Annotated in this window: 16 protein-coding genes; 15 read left to right on the forward strand and 1 reads right to left on the reverse strand. The window is 40.8% G+C overall.

All coding sequences use genetic code 11. The features are described from left to right. Positions 1-45: 45 nt before the first annotated feature. Entirely contained in the window at positions 46-915 is an 870-nt protein-coding gene (locus tag AC1DXF_RS06350) for a hypothetical protein (RefSeq protein WP_477447261.1), read from the forward strand. 3 nt (positions 916-918) lie between these two features. On the opposite strand, the gene AC1DXF_RS06355 is transcribed toward AC1DXF_RS06350, so the two are convergent. After that, a complete protein-coding gene (locus AC1DXF_RS06355; protein WP_477447263.1) occupies positions 919-2340 on the reverse strand; it encodes a S41 family peptidase in 1422 nt (473 codons plus the stop codon). A gap of 247 nt (positions 2341-2587) precedes the next feature. Here AC1DXF_RS06355 and AC1DXF_RS06360 point away from each other — a divergent pair, with 247 nt between their 5' ends. The 14 genes from AC1DXF_RS06360 (at position 2588) to AC1DXF_RS06425 (ending at position 19051) form a co-directional block, all read left to right on the forward strand. Next, the gene (locus AC1DXF_RS06360) at positions 2588-3397 is read left to right on the forward strand and encodes a polysaccharide biosynthesis/export family protein (protein WP_477447265.1); all 810 of its coding nucleotides are present in this window, start codon (positions 2588-2590) and stop codon (positions 3395-3397) included. A gap of 10 nt (positions 3398-3407) precedes the next feature. Continuing rightward, positions 3408-5780 carry a GumC family protein gene (locus AC1DXF_RS06365; protein ID WP_477447267.1) on the forward strand — a complete coding sequence of 791 codons (2373 nt, stop codon included), beginning with the start codon at positions 3408-3410 and terminating at the stop codon, positions 5778-5780. 79 nt (positions 5781-5859) lie between these two features. Then, complete coding sequence (locus tag AC1DXF_RS06370) at positions 5860-7158, forward strand: nucleotide sugar dehydrogenase (RefSeq protein WP_477447269.1); 1299 nt, start codon at positions 5860-5862, stop codon at positions 7156-7158. A gap of 16 nt (positions 7159-7174) precedes the next feature. After that, positions 7175-8170 carry an SDR family oxidoreductase gene (locus tag AC1DXF_RS06375; RefSeq protein WP_477447271.1) on the forward strand — a complete coding sequence of 332 codons (996 nt, stop codon included), beginning with the start codon at positions 7175-7177 and terminating at the stop codon, positions 8168-8170. A gap of 5 nt (positions 8171-8175) precedes the next feature. Next, positions 8176-9441 carry a lipopolysaccharide biosynthesis protein gene (locus tag AC1DXF_RS06380; RefSeq protein ID WP_477447273.1) on the forward strand — a complete coding sequence of 422 codons (1266 nt, stop codon included), beginning with the start codon at positions 8176-8178 and terminating at the stop codon, positions 9439-9441. Beyond that, positions 9435-10019: an acyltransferase gene (locus AC1DXF_RS06385; protein ID WP_477447275.1), complete on the forward strand. Its 585-nt coding sequence runs from the start codon at positions 9435-9437 to the stop codon at positions 10017-10019. The genes AC1DXF_RS06380 and AC1DXF_RS06385 overlap by 7 nt, the downstream gene beginning before the upstream one ends. 55 nt (positions 10020-10074) lie before the next feature. After that, a complete protein-coding gene (locus tag AC1DXF_RS06390) occupies positions 10075-11487 on the forward strand; it encodes a hypothetical protein (protein ID WP_477447277.1) in 1413 nt (470 codons plus the stop codon). Then, positions 11484-12623, forward strand: a complete 1140-nt coding sequence (locus AC1DXF_RS06395; RefSeq protein ID WP_477447279.1) for a glycosyltransferase family 4 protein — start codon at positions 11484-11486, stop codon at positions 12621-12623. Before AC1DXF_RS06390 ends, AC1DXF_RS06395 begins: the two co-directional genes overlap by 4 nt. Beyond that, entirely contained in the window at positions 12620-13147 is a 528-nt protein-coding gene (locus tag AC1DXF_RS06400) for an acyltransferase (protein WP_477447281.1), read from the forward strand. The genes AC1DXF_RS06395 and AC1DXF_RS06400 overlap by 4 nt, the downstream gene beginning before the upstream one ends. Next, the gene (locus tag AC1DXF_RS06405; protein ID WP_477447283.1) at positions 13128-14258 is read left to right on the forward strand and encodes a right-handed parallel beta-helix repeat-containing protein; all 1131 of its coding nucleotides are present in this window, start codon (positions 13128-13130) and stop codon (positions 14256-14258) included. Before AC1DXF_RS06400 ends, AC1DXF_RS06405 begins: the two co-directional genes overlap by 20 nt. Positions 14259-14282: 24 nt before the next feature. Next, positions 14283-15026, forward strand: a complete 744-nt coding sequence (locus tag AC1DXF_RS06410) for a glycosyltransferase family 2 protein (protein WP_477447285.1) — start codon at positions 14283-14285, stop codon at positions 15024-15026. Further along, on the forward strand, positions 15023-15949 hold the full coding sequence (locus tag AC1DXF_RS06415) for an NAD-dependent epimerase/dehydratase family protein (protein ID WP_477447287.1): 927 nt from the start codon (positions 15023-15025) through the stop codon (positions 15947-15949). The genes AC1DXF_RS06410 and AC1DXF_RS06415 overlap by 4 nt, the downstream gene beginning before the upstream one ends. A gap of 69 nt (positions 15950-16018) precedes the next feature. Continuing rightward, positions 16019-16903, forward strand: coding sequence for an MraY family glycosyltransferase (locus AC1DXF_RS06420; RefSeq protein WP_477447289.1), 885 nt, complete (start codon positions 16019-16021; stop codon positions 16901-16903). 288 nt (positions 16904-17191) lie between these two features. Further along, positions 17192-19051, forward strand: coding sequence for a polysaccharide biosynthesis protein (locus AC1DXF_RS06425; RefSeq protein WP_477447291.1), 1860 nt, complete (start codon positions 17192-17194; stop codon positions 19049-19051).

A 19051-nucleotide genomic window follows, 5' to 3' on the forward strand; every position in this document is an offset into this window, starting at 1 on the left:
GGCGTAGATTTTTCATATTATCTAACCTTTCTAAAATTCATAAATATGCCATTTTCCAACAACCTTAAAGCTATAAACGCCATTTTTGCCATCCTGATTTTTATCTTGTTTTCAGGTTGTTCAAAACAAGATTATCGCCCCGGTTATGCCGCGGGTACCAAGTTTCCTAAAATTAACCTGAAAGGATTTACCCTGGACAAGATGCAGGTACACATCGGCCCCCGAAGCGTTGTGGCAGGCGAAATATTTGAGGAGGTGGCAGGTAATACAGCATCATTTGAAGTGCCCTTTGCCGAATCGCAGGACGTTAACCGTGTTGTTTTTTATAACGCCGACAATACCGCTCCTTATGCAGGCAGCCAGATCAGGTTTAATACTCCTGCAAAAGATACCACAGTCAAGATTTTTTACGACGGTAAAACTTTTTTTCAAAATCCCGTGTTCCCTGTGCCAACTGCTGGTAAAATGGGTATCAGGCTTACTTTTAAATCAAAGGCTTCTGCTTATACCGGCCTGGTTGACCTGGAATTACATGAAAGATACGCTACAACCGTAAAAGTGGTAAAAATTAACCCAACAACCGGTAAAAAGGAAACCGTAAATGTTGATACTGTATTGATTAAACCCCAGGTTTCACAAACCATTAAAAACATAAAACGCACCGAGTTTAATGCTTACTCAGAAATAAACGCACCGGTTGAGGCAGGTTTTATAAACTATGTATTTTACGTGCGTATGTCAAATACAGGCGGCAATTTGCCTTATCCGGCAGGAGTAACGATTACCCCGTATGATTTTATTGAATTTATACCTGATTATACGGCGCTTTACCAGATAAATGACATCAGAATAACCAACGAAAAACCCAACAAGATAAATTACATTGTTTCAGATCGAGCTCCGTTATTTCAATAAGTTTTAATCTTTTATCATAGGTTTATTAGATGCTGACTTAGCCGAATTAAAGATCTCAGTAGATACGGTTTTGTTTGATTCAGTTAAACTATTGATGCCTTGCCTGGTGGTGGCAATAACAAATCCTTTGCCATCAATAAGACCAAGGGTTGAGCCTATCATCGGGTCGGTTTCGTCGCCAAAGCTTTTTAGCGGAAGGTGGGCCGATTCGATCATCTGGTGATCAGGGTTCAGGCCATTTGAATACCCTCCGTTGCCAAGTGCGTTAAATACTTTATAAACAATAGGATACATGACCCAATCTATTCTTTTGCTGCTGCGCAAATCGGCAATTGTTATTGATGCTTCATCTTTGCCCCGGGTTGTCTGACCAATTTGTATCACATTTATATAGGGGCGTAAATTATTGATCACCAGTTCGGCAGCCGATTCAGTTGCTGCCGTTGTTAATACGAACAATCGCGGCAGGTTTAAATTATGTTGCTGTAAAATGGCAAATGAAGGCCCCCCGGAAGCAGCGGCCGCTGTACCGAATGATTCTTTGCGTACTGCTGCATTTTTGTTACCCCTGTATTCAATAAAAAGTGTGCTGGCCGATAAACCGGCAGAAATCATGCTGCACATGGCCGCAGCTGCCGAAACATCTCCGCCGGCGTTGTAACGAAGGTCGAGGATAAGATCGGTAATGTTGTTTGATTTGAAATCAGAAAAAACAGTTAAGTAAGCTTCACGGTCGGTAGCTAAAAAAGCTGTAAAGAAAAGATAGCCTACTTTTTTGCCGCTTATTGTAAACGTTTTTTGAACCGCTGTTTGTTCAAGCGTATTACCTGCCGTTATAGTCACCGATCCGTTTTCTTTTACAACGCCTGTGTCAAATGAAGCTCCTGTAATTTTTACTGTAGGGCCGTTCAATAGTTGGCTTTGCAGCTCGGCAGCATTGGTTTCTGTTAACGCTGTATTATTTATCTTGTTAAAATATTGCCCCCTTCTTAAACCCACTCCCTGCGCCGGCGAGGTGTTTAAAACAAGGGTTACCAATCCTAATACCTGGTTGGTGTTGGGTTCTTTAAATACTACATAGTCAAAGCCATATTTCGAGCGGCTGTCAGCCTTTCGCGATGTAGTACTTCCGGGAATATTAATGAATGAAAATCTGTCGGCGCTATACTTTACGCTGTTAAAAAATGATACAGGATCTTGGCTGGTGCCGGGGCTGGCCGGCAGATTATCGGCCCAGTAGTAATATCTTTTTAAACTGTCTATGATCCATTTGTTTATTTCGGCATTGGTTACAGGGCCAGCAGGATTTACCGGGTCCGGGTCTTTTTTTTTGCTGCAACCATAAAAAACGAACGAAAATGTGCCAATCAGAAGCGCAGCCTTTACAAATCGCAAAGATAAAACGTGTTGTAATAATGTATACATGCCGGTGATAATGTTGAGCAAATCTAAGCAAGTGTGCAGTTGGTTGACGGCAATAAAAAGCCAATGATGATAATATAACGGCTGATTAATGATTGCTTAACAATATCTGTCGGTTCCGGGTAAGTGTTAATTAATAGTTGATTAAATGACTGATTAACAAAACATAACGGTAACATCAAAATTACATTAGGAAATTATCTTTACAGCAGTTTAACACTCCTTGTCACGAAGGATATCCTGCAAATTGATGATTAATAAATTCTTTGAACTAAGTTTTCATAACTTAAAGTATTGCTCTTTTATTTTGTTTGCCGTGCTCCTTTCGGCATGCGCTGGCAAGCGTAACCTGGTTTACATGAGCGATTTGGGCGATACGGCAGTATATAGCGCAAAAATTGCCAACTCAATTGAGCCGCGCCTGCAACACGGCGACCTTTTAAGTATTGCAATTACCAATATTGACCCAGAAACAAGCACTCTCCTTAATCACGGCTTATTGCCCGTGGTAAATACAGCTGCTTTGAACAGTAATGCCGCGCCCACAGATGCGCCCGGTTATCTGATTGATGCATCCGGAAATATCATATTCCCCGTTATCGGCAAGGTAAAGCTGGTGGGCCTGACCATAGACGAGGCAATCGCAAAGCTTGGCACAGCGCTGGCCGGTACTGTAAAGAATCCAATTATCAGTATAAAGGTTATAAACTTTAAAATCACCGTTGTTGGCGAGGTGAATAAACCGGGCGTTTTTAACATACCTAATAGCCGCGTGAATGTTTTAGAAGCTTTGGGAATGGCCGGTGATATGACGGTTTATGGCAGGCGCGAAAATGTGCAGGTAATTCATGAAGAAAACGGTCAGCGTATTGTTACCCGTATTGATATGAATAATAAAAGCGCCCTGCAATCGCCGGCCTATTACCTGCAGCAAAATGATGTGGTTTATGTAGTGCCCCACAAATTACGCGAACGCCAGGCACGTACAGACACACGTACGCTGTCCGTTATCGTAGCCGCTGCAACAGTCATCACCGTTATCATTTCCAGGTTATTTTAAATAATTGATCATGTCGCAACCTAATCCATTTCAACTACAGCCGCTTGAACCTGTAAATGTAAAGGATGTTTTCCTGAAATATTCGCGTAACTGGGGCTGGTTTCTGCTCTCGGTGATAGTATGCATCATTGCCGCTTTTTTATACCTGCGTTATGCCACCACTGAATATCATATTGAAAGTACCATATTAATTACCGGCGATTCAAAAGGGTCAGATTTATCGCAGATGGGCAATTTGTTCAGCGATCTGGAATTATTTAAATCGGGTAAAAATATTGACGACGAAATAGAAGTAATTAAAGGCAAAACCCTGATGCAAAGGGTGCTGCATGATCTTAATATACAAATATCATATCACAAGCGTGGTAACATCAAAAACACCGAGGTTTACGGCAGATCTGTACCCGTTAAAGTGCTCATCAACAGGATTGATTCATCAGCCTATAATAAAAAGATCATTATAAACCCGGTATCTGCTACTCAATTCACCCTGGATGACGCAACCGGGCATTCAACATACCAGTTTGGCCGAACAATTAAAAGGTCTTATGGAACATTTACCGTCTATCCGGCCATGCCATCCGATAAACTGATTAAGGATGAGGTAATGCTGGAGTTTAACGACATGAAAAAGCTGGTGCAAAGCTACCTGGATAATTTAACCATAACCCCGGTTAATAAAAACGGCAATGTGCTTAAGCTTTCACTTAATACCAACGTGCCATTAAAGGGTATTGATGTTTTAAATAAGCTGGTTGAATACTACAACCTCGAAAATATCGAAAACAAAAATGAAACAGCCGCCAAAACAATCGCTTTTATTGATGATAGGTTGGTTTATCTTGTAAAGGAACTATCGGGAGTTGAAAAGGATGTTGAGAACTACAAAAAGAAAAACGATGTAACTGACATTAGTTCCGAATCGCAACAATACATGCAAAGCACGGGCGATTATGATAAAAAGCTGGGCGATTATGAAATTCAAATCAGTATTCTGCAATCCATAGAAAATTATATCACCAGCCAGAAAACACAGGCCGATCTTGTGCCAAGCTCTCTGACTATACAGGATCCAACCCTGGTTGAGCTGATAAACAGTTTTAACCAGTTACAGATGCAGCGTAAGCGTTTGTTAAGATCAAACTACGAAACCAACCCTGTTGCCGTCAGTTTAAATGATCAGATATTAACGCTTAGGAATAATATTATTGAAGATATCCGTAATATTAAAAAAGGGCTGATGATAGCCCGCAATTCGCTAAGTGGCAAAAACATAAAGTTTGAGTCGCTAAAGAAAAACGTGCCCTCAATTGAGCGCGAATTACTGGAGATAAAGCGGCAGCAAAACATAAAAGAGAACCTGTATCAGTACCTTTTACAAAAACGCGAGGAAGCAAGCCTTTCCAAAGCCGCAGCCGTATCAAACTTAAGAATTATTGACAGGGCCGATGCTGACGATATCCCGGTAAAACCCAAACGCTCTATTATTTTATTGGCGGCACTATTGGCTGGTTTGCTTATCCCGATATCGGTTATATCTATGCTGGACATGCTCAATAATAAAGTTTCAAGCGTTGAGGATGTGTCAAAAATAAATGCACCGGTTTTGGGTGAAGTAATTCACACCATTTCACAAGAGCGTTTCCTGATCAGAAAAGATAGCCGCACGGTATTTTCCGAAATGTTCAGGCTGTTGAGAAGCAAGCTCTACTTATCGGCACCTGAACAGGAAAATGTTGTGTTACTTATTACCTCAACCATGAGCGGCGAGGGTAAAACATTTTTTAGTATCAATATGGGGGCCACGCTTGCGCTGGCGGGCAAAAAGGTAATTATTCTTGAATTTGACCTTCGCAAACCAAGACTGCTAACAGATATGGGACTTTCGGCAGCAACAGGCATCACCAATTATCTCGTTTCCGGGTCAGTAAGCATTGATGATCTCATCCGGCCGGTGCCCGGTTTTGACGGCTTATACATTATGGGGTCGGGCGAAATTCCCCCAAACCCATCCGAACTGATCTTAAACGGCAAAATAGCAGAATTATTTGCCGTATTAAGGGAACGATTTGACCATATCCTGATCGATTCTCCGCCGGTTGGTTTAATAGCTGATGCCTATAACCTATCGGCTTTTGCCGATAGGACGCTTTATATGATCAGGTATAATTATACCCTCAAAAGCCAAATCAATATCATCAAAGATATTTATGATAAAAAAAATCTGCGTAACCTGATGCTGATCCTGAACGATGGACGCAAGAAAAACATGCAGGGTTATGGTAGTTACGGTTATAATTATAGCTATGGCTACACGATGGACGAGCAAGGGCCTTCATTATTTGAACGGTTGTTTAAGAACAAAAAACGGAGGTCACACTAAATTAAAGCTGTATTTACACATCTTCTCCATATTTGATGAATTAATTTATATCACTATTACAAACTAACCTATCTGGAAAATGAACGCTGATTTTGACCTGCAAAATGCAAAAATAGCTGTTATCGGCCTGGGGTATGTGGGATTACCGCTGGCAGTTGAATTTGCAAAAAAATACAAAGTCACGGGTTTCGACATCAATATTAACCGCATTAATGCGCTTAAGGCCGGTTTTGATGCCACGAGGGAAGTCGACGACGATACCCTTAAGAAAGTTTTGGTTAATACGGGCTCAAACGGCCTTGTGCTTACCAATATTAACACCGAAATACAAATTGCCAATATTTACATTATTACCGTGCCAACTCCGGTTGATAAGTACAATCACCCCGATCTTACCCCGCTGTACAGGGCCAGCGAAACGGCTGGTAAAGTTTTAAAAAAAGGTGATGTTGTGATATACGAATCAACTGTATATCCCGGCGTAACCGAAGATGAATGTGTTCCGGTACTTGAGAGATTTTCGGGCTTAAAATTTAATGTCGATTTTTTTGTAGGATACTCGCCCGAACGGATCAACCCGGGTGATAAAGAACATACCCTTACACGGATTAAGAAAGTAACTGCGGGTTCAACCCCGGCAACGGCAGATGTTGTTGATAACCTTTATAAATCCATCATTGTTGCAGGTACTCATAAAGCCCCATCAATAAAAGTGGCCGAAGCCGCCAAGGTGATTGAAAACTCCCAGCGCGATATTAACATTGCTTTTGTTAATGAGCTTTCCAAAATATTCTGCAAGCTTGGTATCGACACAAAAGAAGTACTTGATGCCGCTGCAACCAAATGGAATTTTTTAAGGTTTTCCCCAGGCCTGGTAGGGGGGCATTGTATCGGTGTCGATCCTTATTACCTGTCGCAAAAGGCACAGGAAGTTGGCTACCATCCCGAAATTATTTTGGCAGGCCGCAAGCTGAACGATGGTATGGGCGAATACATTGCCCACGAGGTAATTAAGCTTATGGTTAAAAAAGACATCCCGGTAAAAGGCGCCAATGTGCTGATTTTGGGCATCACCTTTAAAGAAAACTGCCCGGATATACGTAATACCCGGGTAGTTGATATTGTGCATACGCTCACAGAGTTTGATGCTAAGATTACTGTTTACGACCCATTGGTAAATTGCGCCGAGGTTGAACACGAGTACGGATTGAAATGCGTAAGTGAACTGGAAGACGGAAAGATATATAACGCCGTGATACTGGCCGTTGCCCATGCTGAATTTAAGGTTTTAGATATTGAAAAGCTTTGCAGCGAGCAGAAGGTAATTTATGATGTAAAATCGGTATTGCCAAAGGAGCTTTCAGATGCAAGGTTATAAAATTAAGCTTAAAACAATGGATCTGAAAACATACCATTCGGGCAGCCTTGGGAGCGATAACTTCCTGGTAACCGGCGGAGCAGGTTTTATAGGCAGCCATTTGGTTGAGTATCTGCTTAAGCACAACGCAGGCAAAGTACGGGTGCTTGATAATTTTTCTACCGGGTCAATTGATAACCTGCTGCCTTTTCAGGATAATAAGGCTTTTGAGCTGTTTGAAGGTGATATAAGGCAGCCCGAAGACTGCAAGGTTGCAATGCAAGGGATTGATCATGTTTTGCATCAGGCTGCTTTAGGTTCGGTGCCGCGCTCTGTTCTTGATCCGCTTACCACCAATAATGTTAATATTACCGGCTTTTTAAATGTCATAACAGCTGCCCGCGAAGCCGGGATTAAACGCATGGTTTACGCTGCAAGCTCAAGTACCTATGGCGATAGTAAAGAATTGCCCAAGGTTGAGGATAACATAGGCAGGCCCTTATCGCCTTATGCGGTAACTAAATATGTTAACGAATTATATGCCGATGTTTTTTCGCGCACATATGGATTTAATACCATTGGGTTAAGGTATTTTAATGTTTTTGGTCCGCGCCAAAATCCCACGGGCGCTTATGCAGCGGTAATCCCCTTGTTCATAAAGGCTGCCTTAAATAATGAAACACCAACTATTAACGGCGATGGCTTAACCAGCCGCGATTTTACGTTTGTTGATAACGTGGTGCAGGCAAATGTGAAGGCGCTGTTTTATAATGAGCTTACCAAACACGAAGTGTTTAATATAGCCTGCCGGGAACAAACTACACTTAACCAGCTTTGGCAACATATATGTGCACTGGCAGGGATTGAATTACCTGTACAGCGCGCCGCCGAAAGATTGGGTGATGTAAAACAAAGTCTGGCCTCTGTTGATAAGGCAATTGCTATGCTGGGTTATACACCACAGGTACAGGTAAGCGAAGGGTTAAAAAAAGCATTTGACTGGTATAAAATAAATTTAAAGCAAAACGCTTAAGTGGCATGATTGGGCAATTATTAAAAAAAAGCAATGCTAAAAGCTATTCATATTCCTTCCTGGGCAATTTGTTCAGTTCGGTAAGCCAATGGGTAGTTTTAATGCTCATATCCAAGTTGTATGGCACAGCGCAAATGGGATCTTATGCGTTAGCCATGGCCTGGATACTGCCGTTTTATGCTTTTTTTTCATTCCAGATCAGGAATATCCACGTGGCCGACCAGACCGACACCTATGGTTTTAGCGTTTTTTTTATGGTGAGAGTTGTTTGCTCCCTGGCATTTTTAATGGTTACAGCCCTCACAGGCTTTTTATTTTACCGTGATATATTCATTGTTTTTCTTTTAGGCGGTACGTTTAAAAGTATTGAGATGATAAGCGACATTATACACGCCGAATTTCATAAGCGTAAAAAGATTGAAGTGTACAGCAAGATGCTCATGTTCAGATCGGTGCTTGCCATAGTATTAAATGTTGTGATGTTTAAATTCGTTAAGTCATTTCAAGTAGCCTTAATATCCCTGCCCATAGCATATTGCTGTAGTATGCTGATCGATTTCAGATTGCTCAGCAATTTACAGGTAAAAATTAAGTTTGATCATAATAATCCATTGATCAAAAAAATTGTAACAACGGGTGTGCTCACAGGTTTGTCGTTATTGCTGGTTTATCTTTTACCCAACATCCCGCGCTTTATTCTTCAAAAATTCAGGAGTAGTTTTGATTTGGGACTGTTTTCGGGGTATCTGTCGCTTATCGTTTTCAGCCGCATATTCGTGCAATCAGTAGTTCAAAACAGTTTGCCCTATATGGCGCAGCATTATGACGAGAATAACCTTGACCGGTTCCTGTCTAAATTAAAAAAAGAAGCATTGCTGATCACCATTTTGGGGTTTGCCCAGTTTTTACTGGTGCCAATAAGCAATTACCTGTTCCCTATACTTTTTAATAAGGATTTTAAAGGGAATCAGGGCCTGCTATGCATTGTTTTTGCCGGTTCGTTGTTCTCCTTCCAGGCGTTTGTTTTAAATAACGCCATTAATGCCATGAAAATGTTCAGGGTGCAGTTGCCGGTTTATGCTGGGCTTGTTGGTATATCGTTTATACTCGGCTTTTTACTTATTCCCCGATACGGCTTAACCGGGGCAGGGGTGGTTTTTCTGTTGGTTAACATTTGCCTGTGTATTATAATGATGCTTATCATTTATATACAGTTGCGGGCCCGCATAAAGGTTGTGAACCCAATACCAAAACAAGTAACGTTATGTTAAAAGCCGCGCTTTTTATATGCTCAATGCTGCCAAAATTCCTGTTGATATTTTGGTACGATGCCATAAAACCCTTTTCGCAAAAAATGTTTTTAGGCATCCGGTACTGTATAGTAAAAAACCTGTGTGCCTCAGCAGGTCAAAAAGTAATCATCGGTTCAAATGTGACTATAAAAAATTGGAGAGGGATTACAATTGGCAACAATGTAAGCATACATGATGGCTCTTACATTGATGGCTATGGCGGCATTACCATTGGCAATGATGTATCTATAGCACATCATTGCTCGCTGCTAAGCACCAGCCATACCTGGGCAGATGCCGGCAGGCCTATCCGCCTAAACCCTGTTGAAAGCAGGCCATTGGTTATCGGTAACAATGTATGGATAGGATGTGACATACGTGTATTGGCAGGTATAGAAATAAGCGACAATGTAATTATTGGTGCGGGCAGTTTGGTAACTAAAAATCTTAAACAGAATGGGATATACATAGGTAGCCCCGCGCGGTTTTATAAGCCGGTTTACCCCGACTCTATTGAAGCATTAAAAAACGGCAAGGAGATTGTTTCAATTGGATAATGTATTAAAAAGATCGGTAGTAATTGTAGCATTTACTTGTGCTATTGACCTTATCATGCTTCTGTTTTTTAATGTCCCTTTTGATTGGTATTTAATCCCCGTATCGCTTTGCGGCATACTTTCAGGTTACCAGGTTATCTACATTTTTAGCGTTACTAACGAATATGGTTTAAGGCTGCCGCTTGTGTTTTATTTTTATTGCACACTTTGGTTCGGCTGTTATTTTGCGCCGTTGCTGCATTTTGCTTTAAACTTTTGGCTCATATTCAATAACTCATTGATATTGCCGCAAAAGTGGGAGCCGTACGTGCTGATAGTAGGTACGCTTAATGCTATAGGCCTGATACTATTCATCTACTCGTATAAGTATTTTTATGGTGTTAGTAAGGTGCATAATAAGGTTTACCTGTTGCTTAACGCCGGTAAAATCAATTATGTTTATTTGCTTTGTTTTGTCAGCTTCGTTTGCCAGGTAATTGTATACGCCAAATTGGGCGGCCTATCGGGTTTTATAGCTACTTATGAAACCCGGTCAGAAGATCAGGGTTTTGCCGGTTTTGGCCTGTTGTTTATAATATCGGAGTTTTTCCCAATTGCTTTAATTTTCCTGTTCTACATTAAAGCTTTATATAGCCCCTTACTACGCAAGGGTAAAAGTATTATGATTTTCCTTGTCATGCTTTTTGTAGCCTGTATGCTGTTTGGCGGGTTAAGGGGCAGTCGCAGCAACACCATATTAACCATGCTGCATGCTTGTATGGTAATTCACTATTTTATTAGGAAATTCCAGGTAAAGGAGATGGTTATTGGCGTTTTTATGCTCATCTCCTTTATGTATGTGTATAAGTTTTATAAGCAGGGTGGCTCCGACGCTGTGGCACAGTACACCGAGGGCACGCTTGACGTATCAGAGGATAAGTACAATTTCAACGTGTTTGAAATGTTGCTTACCGATTTTGCGCGGGCCGACATTCAGCCTTACATGGTTTATCGTGTTCAAAACTCAAATTATAAGCCCAAAATGGGGGCCACCTATATCGGCGGGATTATCCATTATGCACCGGGTATTGATAAAGAATCGGTAACTACCAAAAAAACTGCTGCGACCGAGCTTTTATATGATTATAGCGGAAAGGCAATGGGCTTTTATACTACCCGCATTTTTGGCCTGCTGGGCGAGTATATTTTAAATTTCGGTTATTATACGGCTTCACTTATTTTTTTGCCACTGGCCTTTTTTATAGCAAGGCTTGATAAATGGGTGTATTCGCTTACCCCGGCAGATGTACGCAATTTCATAGTGCCCTTATGGATACTCTTTATTGTATTCCTGTTCAGCGCCGACCTTGACAATGTTATATTTTTTTACATGAAGAGAATGCTGCTGGTAATTGTAATGTTATGGCTGGTATCGGGCAAGTTCATAATAACCCGTGGTAGTGACGATAATAATAAGCTTACGGCATGAAAAAGTTACTCATACAAGGCTGGGGGCTTGAAAAAGATGAGGATGGCTTTTACATTGCCGCTACCCACTATATCTATATAAAACAAATAGTGCAATATTATGCCGGGGTATGCCTGCTGGCGCCGGTAAAACATTTACCCACCGGTATAAAAAGCCAACTTACACCACTCAAAAAAGCAGGCGATATCCTGGTGCATGAGCTGCCTTACTCAAACAGCTATATATCGGCCATAAAAAACTTTGGCCGGTACCTGGCGGCTTATAAAAAGTTACGGCATCAATATAATCGGGTGTATGTACGCTATCCTACACCCTTTGGCTGGCTGGGCAGCCGTTTTTTTAATGATAGTATAATTCACTTTGTAGGCGATCCGATTGATGCAGCCCAAAGTAATCCAAACTTTGGCAAACTGAAAAAGGCTGCGCTCACCAGCATGTTTATGCCCGAACATTTAATGTACATGCGTGCCTGTAAAAGATCGCGGGTGCTCACCAATGGATTCCATCTGCAGCAAAAATTAAGGAAATATAACATTAAGGCTGAAGCAGTGATTTCATCAACATTAAACGATGATGATTTTTATATGGACGAAACCAACCTGCCTTTGCCCGGTAATTTAAAATTACTGTATGTGGGGTATCTGCGTAAAGCTAAAGGTGTTGAAGTACTGATAAACACATTTAAACTGCTCCTGAATGATTTTCCTACGGCCATATTTACTATTGCGGGATCGGGAGAAAGCGAAGCTGAGTTAAAGGCTATGGTTAATGAACCGGGATTAAGCCATGCCATAAAATTTGCCGGGCATATTGATAACCGCGATGAATTAAACAAACTGTACCGGTTGCATAATTTGTTCTGTTTTGCCAGTTTTTCTGAAGGTTCGCCGAGGGTGATACTGGAGGCTATGGCCAACGGATTGAATGTTGTATCTACGCCGGTAGGCTCGTTGCCGGGTGTTTTTGAGGATGGGAAAAATATTGTTTTTGCCGAAGCCGGAAATGCCGGTGATTTTTACCAAAAGATTACCGGATTGGTAACCAATTACAATTATTGTCTTGAATTAAAAAAAGCGGCATTTGAAAAAGCCAGGCACTACACCACTGCCGGGTTTATAAAAAATATATTTCAATGAAAGCCAGGATATCAATTATATACTCATGGTTCGTGCGCATAATTACTGCCTGGATGCCCGATATTCCGGTTGTTATGCGTTTCAGGGGGCGGTTGTACGCATTGATGATGGAGCGTTGCGGGCGAAATTTTCAGGTGGCATCTACAGTTATTTTTAATTCGTTAACAGGCTTATCAATAGGGCATAATGTTTTTTTTGGCCACCGCGCTATTATTATAGCGCTTGATATTGAAATTGGCGACGAGGTTTTAATAGGCCCCAGTGTTGTAATATCTGGCGGTAACCATAGTTTTTTGAAAACCTCATACCGTTTTGGTCCGCACGTGGCTCAAAAAGTAACCATCGGAAACGGCGCCTGGATTTGTGCTAACTGTGTTGTAACGGCCGGCAGCGTATTGCCCGATAGATCGGTACTGGCCGCCGGCTCTGTATTAACCAAGGTTTTTGATCAGAAAGATAGCCTGTACGCTGGCGTTCCGGCTAAATTATTAAAACAAATAACCCATGGTACCGAAGCTATATAATTCGTTTTTGCAGGTCGCTGCATGTCTGCTGCTCTCGGCCTGCAATGGTTATTCGCAAAACATAGCCTTTGTTTACAAGGCGGTGCCAGAAAACTATTTAAAAAATATCCGGGATTACAGGCATAAATATAATACGAATGACAGCGCCATTTTTGATATTACCCTGGCGCTCCCCAAGGGGTATGTTACCAATGGCACAGTCGATTACACAGCATGCCTGCAATCAGCCCTGAACCGGCATTCCCGGGTTTTTATGCCCGATTTTCCTGTTATGGTAAACGATTTGGGCTTGACTTTGAATACCGGCCAGACAATTATTTTTAAAGATAGCTCAAAGCTTATTTTAAAGGCCGGCGCGCATGGCACTTATGAAATTCTGAGAATCCACGGCGTAGAAAATGTTTCGGTTTACTCGGCGGTAATTTATGGCGATAAGGCCAGCCATACCGGCACAGGCGGGCAGTGGGGCATGGGCATTGCAGTGCGGGCGTCAAGAAATATTACCATCATCAACCCTAAGGTTTATAAATGTTGGGGAGATGGTATTTATATAGGCGGACTAAAAAACATACCATCACAAAACGTTGCGATATACGCGCCCTTTCTTGACGATAATCGCCGTAACGGTATCTCGGTAACATCGGTAAATCGGTTGAATATTGTTGGGGGAGTGGTTGCAAACAGCAACGGACAAATGCCCCAGAGCGGCATTGATATTGAACCTAACCGCCCAACAGATGTTATCGACAATATCAACATCAGCGATGTGGTAACGTACAATCATCCTAAATATGGCATTGTGATATCCCTGCAACAGTTGCGCGGCCGCACGGCCGGGGAAACCAATATTGTTATCAAAAACACTGTTGACGAGGGCTCGGGTAATGGGTTGGCTATTATAGGCAAACCATCAAACGATACCCTTAGCGGTAAAATAATCATTATGCATCCGGTTTATATCAATGAACGCGATACTCCTATAAAATTACCATTGCGTACCTATAGGATAAGACTACACATTAACAGGCCATTGGCAGGGGGCATTAATAAAAATGATCTCGACAGGTTGAGGACAGCCATCAAAAAACAGCCGGAGATCAGGATAGATTAACAGCATGAAAAAAAATTATTTATCATGATTTCCATTATAACCGCCGCCTATAATTGTGCTGCCTACATTGGCGATACCATACGATCGGTACAAAACCAAACTACCGGCGACTGGGAAATGATTATTATAGATGATAACTCGACCGACAACACCCTTGCTATCATCAAAGCAGAAGCTGCTGCCGATAGCCGAATAAGATACCTGGTCAATATAGCAAATCTTGGGCCGGCAAAAACACGAAACCGGGGCATTGAGCAGGCTACCGGTAAATACCTTGCTTTTTTGGACGGCGACGATCTGTGGCTGCCGGATTTTATTGAGGTATCAATGAATTTTATGGAAACGCATAACTATCCTTTTGTTTTTTCATCATACAAAAGGGTTGATGAAGCATTGCAATCGTTATATACCGATTTTATAGTGCCTCAAAAAGTTAGTTACGGCAGCCTGCTCAAAACCTGTCCCATATCGTGCCTCACCGCGGTAATTGATGTTGAGCACCTCGGTAAATTTTATATGCCGGATATCCCTAAACGGCAGGATTACGGCCTGTGGTTGTCTATTCTCAAAAAAACAGATCATGCTTATGGCATAGCGCAGCCACTGGCTGTGTACCGTATCCGTAAAAATTCCTTGTCAAGAAATAAGTATAAGGCTATGTTGTATGTATGGAAAATTTATAGGGATGTGGAGAAGCTGAACCTTGTGCATTCGGCCTGGCTTATGGTGAACTATGTGATTAACGGATTAAAAAAATACGCCAGATGAAAACTGTAGTTGTAACCGGTTATACCGGTTTTGTGGGAAGTAACTTAGTGCCTTATTTAATAAAGGAGGGCTTTGAGGTTTTGGGCCTTGGGCGCTCAAAATTTGCAAACCCTTTGTTCAGCCAGTTTACTTATGATGAACTGCCTGAAATTGCAGGTTATGATGTAATGGTACATTTGGCCGGTAAGGCCCACGATCTTAAAAATATTGCAGATAGCAAGCCTTATGTTGAAAGCAACACAAATCTGACCATTAACCTCTTCAATCAGTTTTTGTTATCCTCTGCTTCAACATTTATATATATAAGCAGTGTAAAAGCCGCCGCCGACACAGTAAATAATATCCTGCTTGAAACAGATAAACCAGAGCCCCGCACGGCATACGGCCTATCAAAATTAAAGGCCGAAGAGTTTTTAATGAACTGCCCGCTGCCCGAATGTAAACGCGTTATTGTTTTAAGGCCCTGCATGATACATGGGCCTGGTAATAAAGGTAATTTGAACCTCTTGTATCGGTTTGTTAAAAAAGGCATCCCTTATCCACTTGCTGCCTTTCAAAATAAGCGATCGTTGCTTTCCATTAATAATTTATTGTTTGTAATAAATGCCATAATTGGCAACATGGATATTGAAAGTGGCATATACAATGTTGCCGATGACGAACCAATTTCCACAACAGGTATAATTGACGTTTTGGCCGAAGCTTTGAATATTAAGCCTGTTAAATGGCCATTAAATGCAAAAGTTATCAGCTCACTTGCTGCAGCCGGCGATGTTTTGCGTTTACCGCTAAACTCAGAGCGCCTTAAAAAGCTTACCGAAAGCTATGTGGTTAGCAACGAAAAAATAAAAACAGCCATTGGTATAAAAAATCTTCCAATCACAGCTAAAGATGGTTTGTATTACACCGCTGCAAATTTATAAGTTATGATAAATTACCTGCTCATACCAATATTACTGATCATATTAATGCATCTTTACTTCCGGTTATCGATGCATTATAATATTTTTGATATACCTAATCACCGGAGCTCACATACCGAGGTAACCATAAGGGGCGCCGGCATAGTTTTTCCGCTGGCTGTTGTTTTGGGATTTTCATTTTTTGGCGAAGTTCATGTTTTTTTTATTGCCGGTCTTTTAATTATTAGCATCATCAGCTTTATTGATGATCTTATTCCTTTAAGTGCGCTATTGCGCCTGGTGGTTCATCTTTTGGCGGTATCATTGATGTTATATGCACTTAATATATATTACTTATGGCCATTGTGGCTGGTGATTTTGTCGTACACGGTAATCATTGGTACTATTAATGCATTTAATTTCATGGATGGCATAAACGGCATTACCGGTATTTATAGTGTTGTGACTTTAATATCAATGATGTATATAAACTTTTTCACTATTCATTTTGTCACTAATTATTTAATTATATGCCCTTTTTTAGCCTGTCTTATATTCCTGTTTTACAATTTCAGGAAAAAAGCCAGGTGTTTTGCCGGTGATGTAGGAAGTATTAGTATCTCTTTTTTGCTTATCGCCTTAACTATAGCAGTCATTACTAAAACAGCATGTTTTAAATACATCTTTTTATTTAGTGTTTATGGTATTGATGTGTGTTTTACGCTGATAAAACGGATAAGGCTTGGACAGAATATACTTCAGGCGCACAGGCTTCATCTATACCAGCTGCTGGTACACAAGGGGAACTACGAACACCGGGGCATCGCTTTGGCCTACGGTGTTATTCAATTGGCAATCAATGTGTTCCTGGTAACTACAGATCTTCCCTTGTTAATTTATTTGCTGATAGTAATTATTGCTTTAGGCTTATCCTACCTTAATATTCAAAGGTATTTAAATTTAAAGGTGGCATAATATTATCTTGTTGTACGGCCATTTTTAATTAATTATTGGCCTTATCAACTGTAAAATTCTTTTTACAATTAATGGTGAATTAATTTTAGTTTATCATTTGAACTCTACTTTCGTTGTGAGTTACAAGTCTCCTTATCACAAATCGAACTTGTAATTCAAGGCTGAAATTATCACAACTGCTGTTATCCTGCTATGCTTAAATTTTTACGGAAGGCGCGTACTGTCCCACGTTGGATAGTGCTTTTTATTGACCTTTTTATAGCTGCAACCACATTTACTCTGGCATGCATGCTTATAAAAGAAATTGGGTCTATACACATCTATAAATCTGAATTTTTCCTGATGCTGGGTACTTATGTTACAATAACGCTATGCGTTTTTTTTGTAATGCAAATACACACTGGTCTTATCCGCTTTACAAACTCGCAAGATATGTTGAGGATTTTTGTGGCTGTGTTTATTTGTAACCTGGTATTTTTAGGTACATACTACTGCGGCCTGGCAATAAGTGGATTTACTTTCAACAAAATTATTTTACTCCTTATAGTAAACCTATCATTGAAAAGCTCCATAATGATGTTCTTGCGTACTGCCATACGCAGCCTTTACTATTATATTAAGTATCATTCTTCGGCCAATAAAAAAACGGTGCTTATATATGGCACAAGCCATAACTCCTTATTGCTGAAACAAGCACTTGAAGCCAGTAAAACAGGTAATTTTTATATCGCGGGGTTTGTGGAAATTGATAGCCCCAAAATCAATAAGTTTATTGAGCAACGTAGAGTTTTCGCATTATCCACTATTGAAAAAATAGCCCGCAGGTTAAATGTAGAACGTTTAATTATCCCGGAAGAAAGATTAGATATCCCAATTAAACAACAATTAATTGAATGTTGCTTACAGGCAGGCATCAAAATATCATCAGTGCCAACATCTGATAAATGGCTGTCCGAAGACGGACTTACCAAGCAAATTAAAGATCTGAAAATAGAAGACCTGTTATCAAGGGAGCCAATTTTAATAAGTAATAAAAAAATTCATAGTGAACTTAGCGGAAAAAGGATACTTATAACAGGGGCTGCCGGATCAATAGGATCTGAAATTGTTCGGCAAACCCTAAAGTTCGATCCGGCCATGCTCATATTATGTGACCAGTCAGAATCGCCGCTTTATGAGATCGGGCTGGAAATAGAAGAAATAAAGCCAACATGTGATGTTAAGCTATTTATTGCCGATGTAAGAAATTATAAAAGGATGCGTGCGCTTTTTAAAGAGTTTAAGCCCGAAATTATCTTCCATGCCGCTGCCTATAAACATGTACCCTTAATGGAGGACAATCCGGCGGAGGCTATCCAAACAAACGTAGGTGGTACTAAAAACCTGGCCGACCTTGCTGTATACTTTGATGCCGATAAATTTGTAATGATCTCTACCGACAAAGCGGTTAATCCTACAAATATTATGGGGGCATCAAAGCGGATAGCCGAAATATATATTCAGTCGCTTAATGATGCCATTACCCATGGCAATGATTATTTAAATTCTGTTGATAGCCTGCATTCCTACGCCCCGACTTCCGCCAATACTAAGTTTATAACCACCCGTTTTGGAAACGTTCTTGGATCAAACGGGTCGGTGATACCCCGGTTTAAAGCGCAGATTAAAAAGGGCGGCCCGGTTACCGTAACCCATCCGGAAATAACCCGGTATTTCATGACCATACCCGAGGCCGTGCAGCTTGTACTGGAAGCCGGTGTAACCGCCCAGGGAGGGAAAATATTTGTATTTGATATGGGCGAACCTGTTAAAATTAGCGATATGGCTAAAAAGATGATAAAGCTTGCCGGCTTTATACCCGGAACCGAAATAGAAATAGTTTATACAGGATTAAGACCGGGCGAAAAGCTATACGAAGAATTGTTAAATATCGAGGAGCATACCCAGCCAACCCATCATGAAAAAATTAAGGTTGCCAATGTACGAACCTATGATTATAAAGATGTAGCGGCTGATGTGGAGCAATTACTGCTGCTTGTGCAAAAAGATGATGAAGTGGAGATTGTAAAAAAGATGAAAAAAATGGTGCCAGAATATTTAAGTAATAATTCAAGCTACGAAAAGCTTGATAAACAAATCATAAATTAA

Source organism: Mucilaginibacter sp. P2_A5 (assembly GCF_056404995.1).

What these genes read in the sequence shown, in the direction of transcription:
- AC1DXF_RS06350 (WP_477447261.1), top strand. Translation starts at nt 46, where the DNA reads ATGCCATTTTCCAACAACCTTAAAGCTATAAACGCCATTTTTGCCATC.
- AC1DXF_RS06355 (WP_477447263.1), bottom strand. Translation starts at nt 2,340, where the DNA reads ATGTATACATTATTACAACACGTTTTATCTTTGCGATTTGTAAAGGCT.
- AC1DXF_RS06360 (WP_477447265.1), top strand. Translation starts at nt 2,588, where the DNA reads ATGATTAATAAATTCTTTGAACTAAGTTTTCATAACTTAAAGTATTGC.
- AC1DXF_RS06365 (WP_477447267.1), top strand. Translation starts at nt 3,408, where the DNA reads ATGTCGCAACCTAATCCATTTCAACTACAGCCGCTTGAACCTGTAAAT.
- AC1DXF_RS06370 (WP_477447269.1), top strand. Translation starts at nt 5,860, where the DNA reads ATGAACGCTGATTTTGACCTGCAAAATGCAAAAATAGCTGTTATCGGC.
- AC1DXF_RS06375 (WP_477447271.1), top strand. Translation starts at nt 7,175, where the DNA reads ATGGATCTGAAAACATACCATTCGGGCAGCCTTGGGAGCGATAACTTC.
- AC1DXF_RS06380 (WP_477447273.1), top strand. Translation starts at nt 8,176, where the DNA reads ATGATTGGGCAATTATTAAAAAAAAGCAATGCTAAAAGCTATTCATAT.
- AC1DXF_RS06385 (WP_477447275.1), top strand. Translation starts at nt 9,435, where the DNA reads ATGTTAAAAGCCGCGCTTTTTATATGCTCAATGCTGCCAAAATTCCTG.
- AC1DXF_RS06390 (WP_477447277.1), top strand. Translation starts at nt 10,075, where the DNA reads ATGCTTCTGTTTTTTAATGTCCCTTTTGATTGGTATTTAATCCCCGTA.
- AC1DXF_RS06395 (WP_477447279.1), top strand. Translation starts at nt 11,484, where the DNA reads ATGAAAAAGTTACTCATACAAGGCTGGGGGCTTGAAAAAGATGAGGAT.
- AC1DXF_RS06400 (WP_477447281.1), top strand. Translation starts at nt 12,620, where the DNA reads ATGAAAGCCAGGATATCAATTATATACTCATGGTTCGTGCGCATAATT.
- AC1DXF_RS06405 (WP_477447283.1), top strand. Translation starts at nt 13,128, where the DNA reads ATGGTACCGAAGCTATATAATTCGTTTTTGCAGGTCGCTGCATGTCTG.
- AC1DXF_RS06410 (WP_477447285.1), top strand. Translation starts at nt 14,283, where the DNA reads ATGATTTCCATTATAACCGCCGCCTATAATTGTGCTGCCTACATTGGC.
- AC1DXF_RS06415 (WP_477447287.1), top strand. Translation starts at nt 15,023, where the DNA reads ATGAAAACTGTAGTTGTAACCGGTTATACCGGTTTTGTGGGAAGTAAC.
- AC1DXF_RS06420 (WP_477447289.1), top strand. Translation starts at nt 16,019, where the DNA reads ATGCATTATAATATTTTTGATATACCTAATCACCGGAGCTCACATACC.
- AC1DXF_RS06425 (WP_477447291.1), top strand. Translation starts at nt 17,192, where the DNA reads ATGCTTATAAAAGAAATTGGGTCTATACACATCTATAAATCTGAATTT.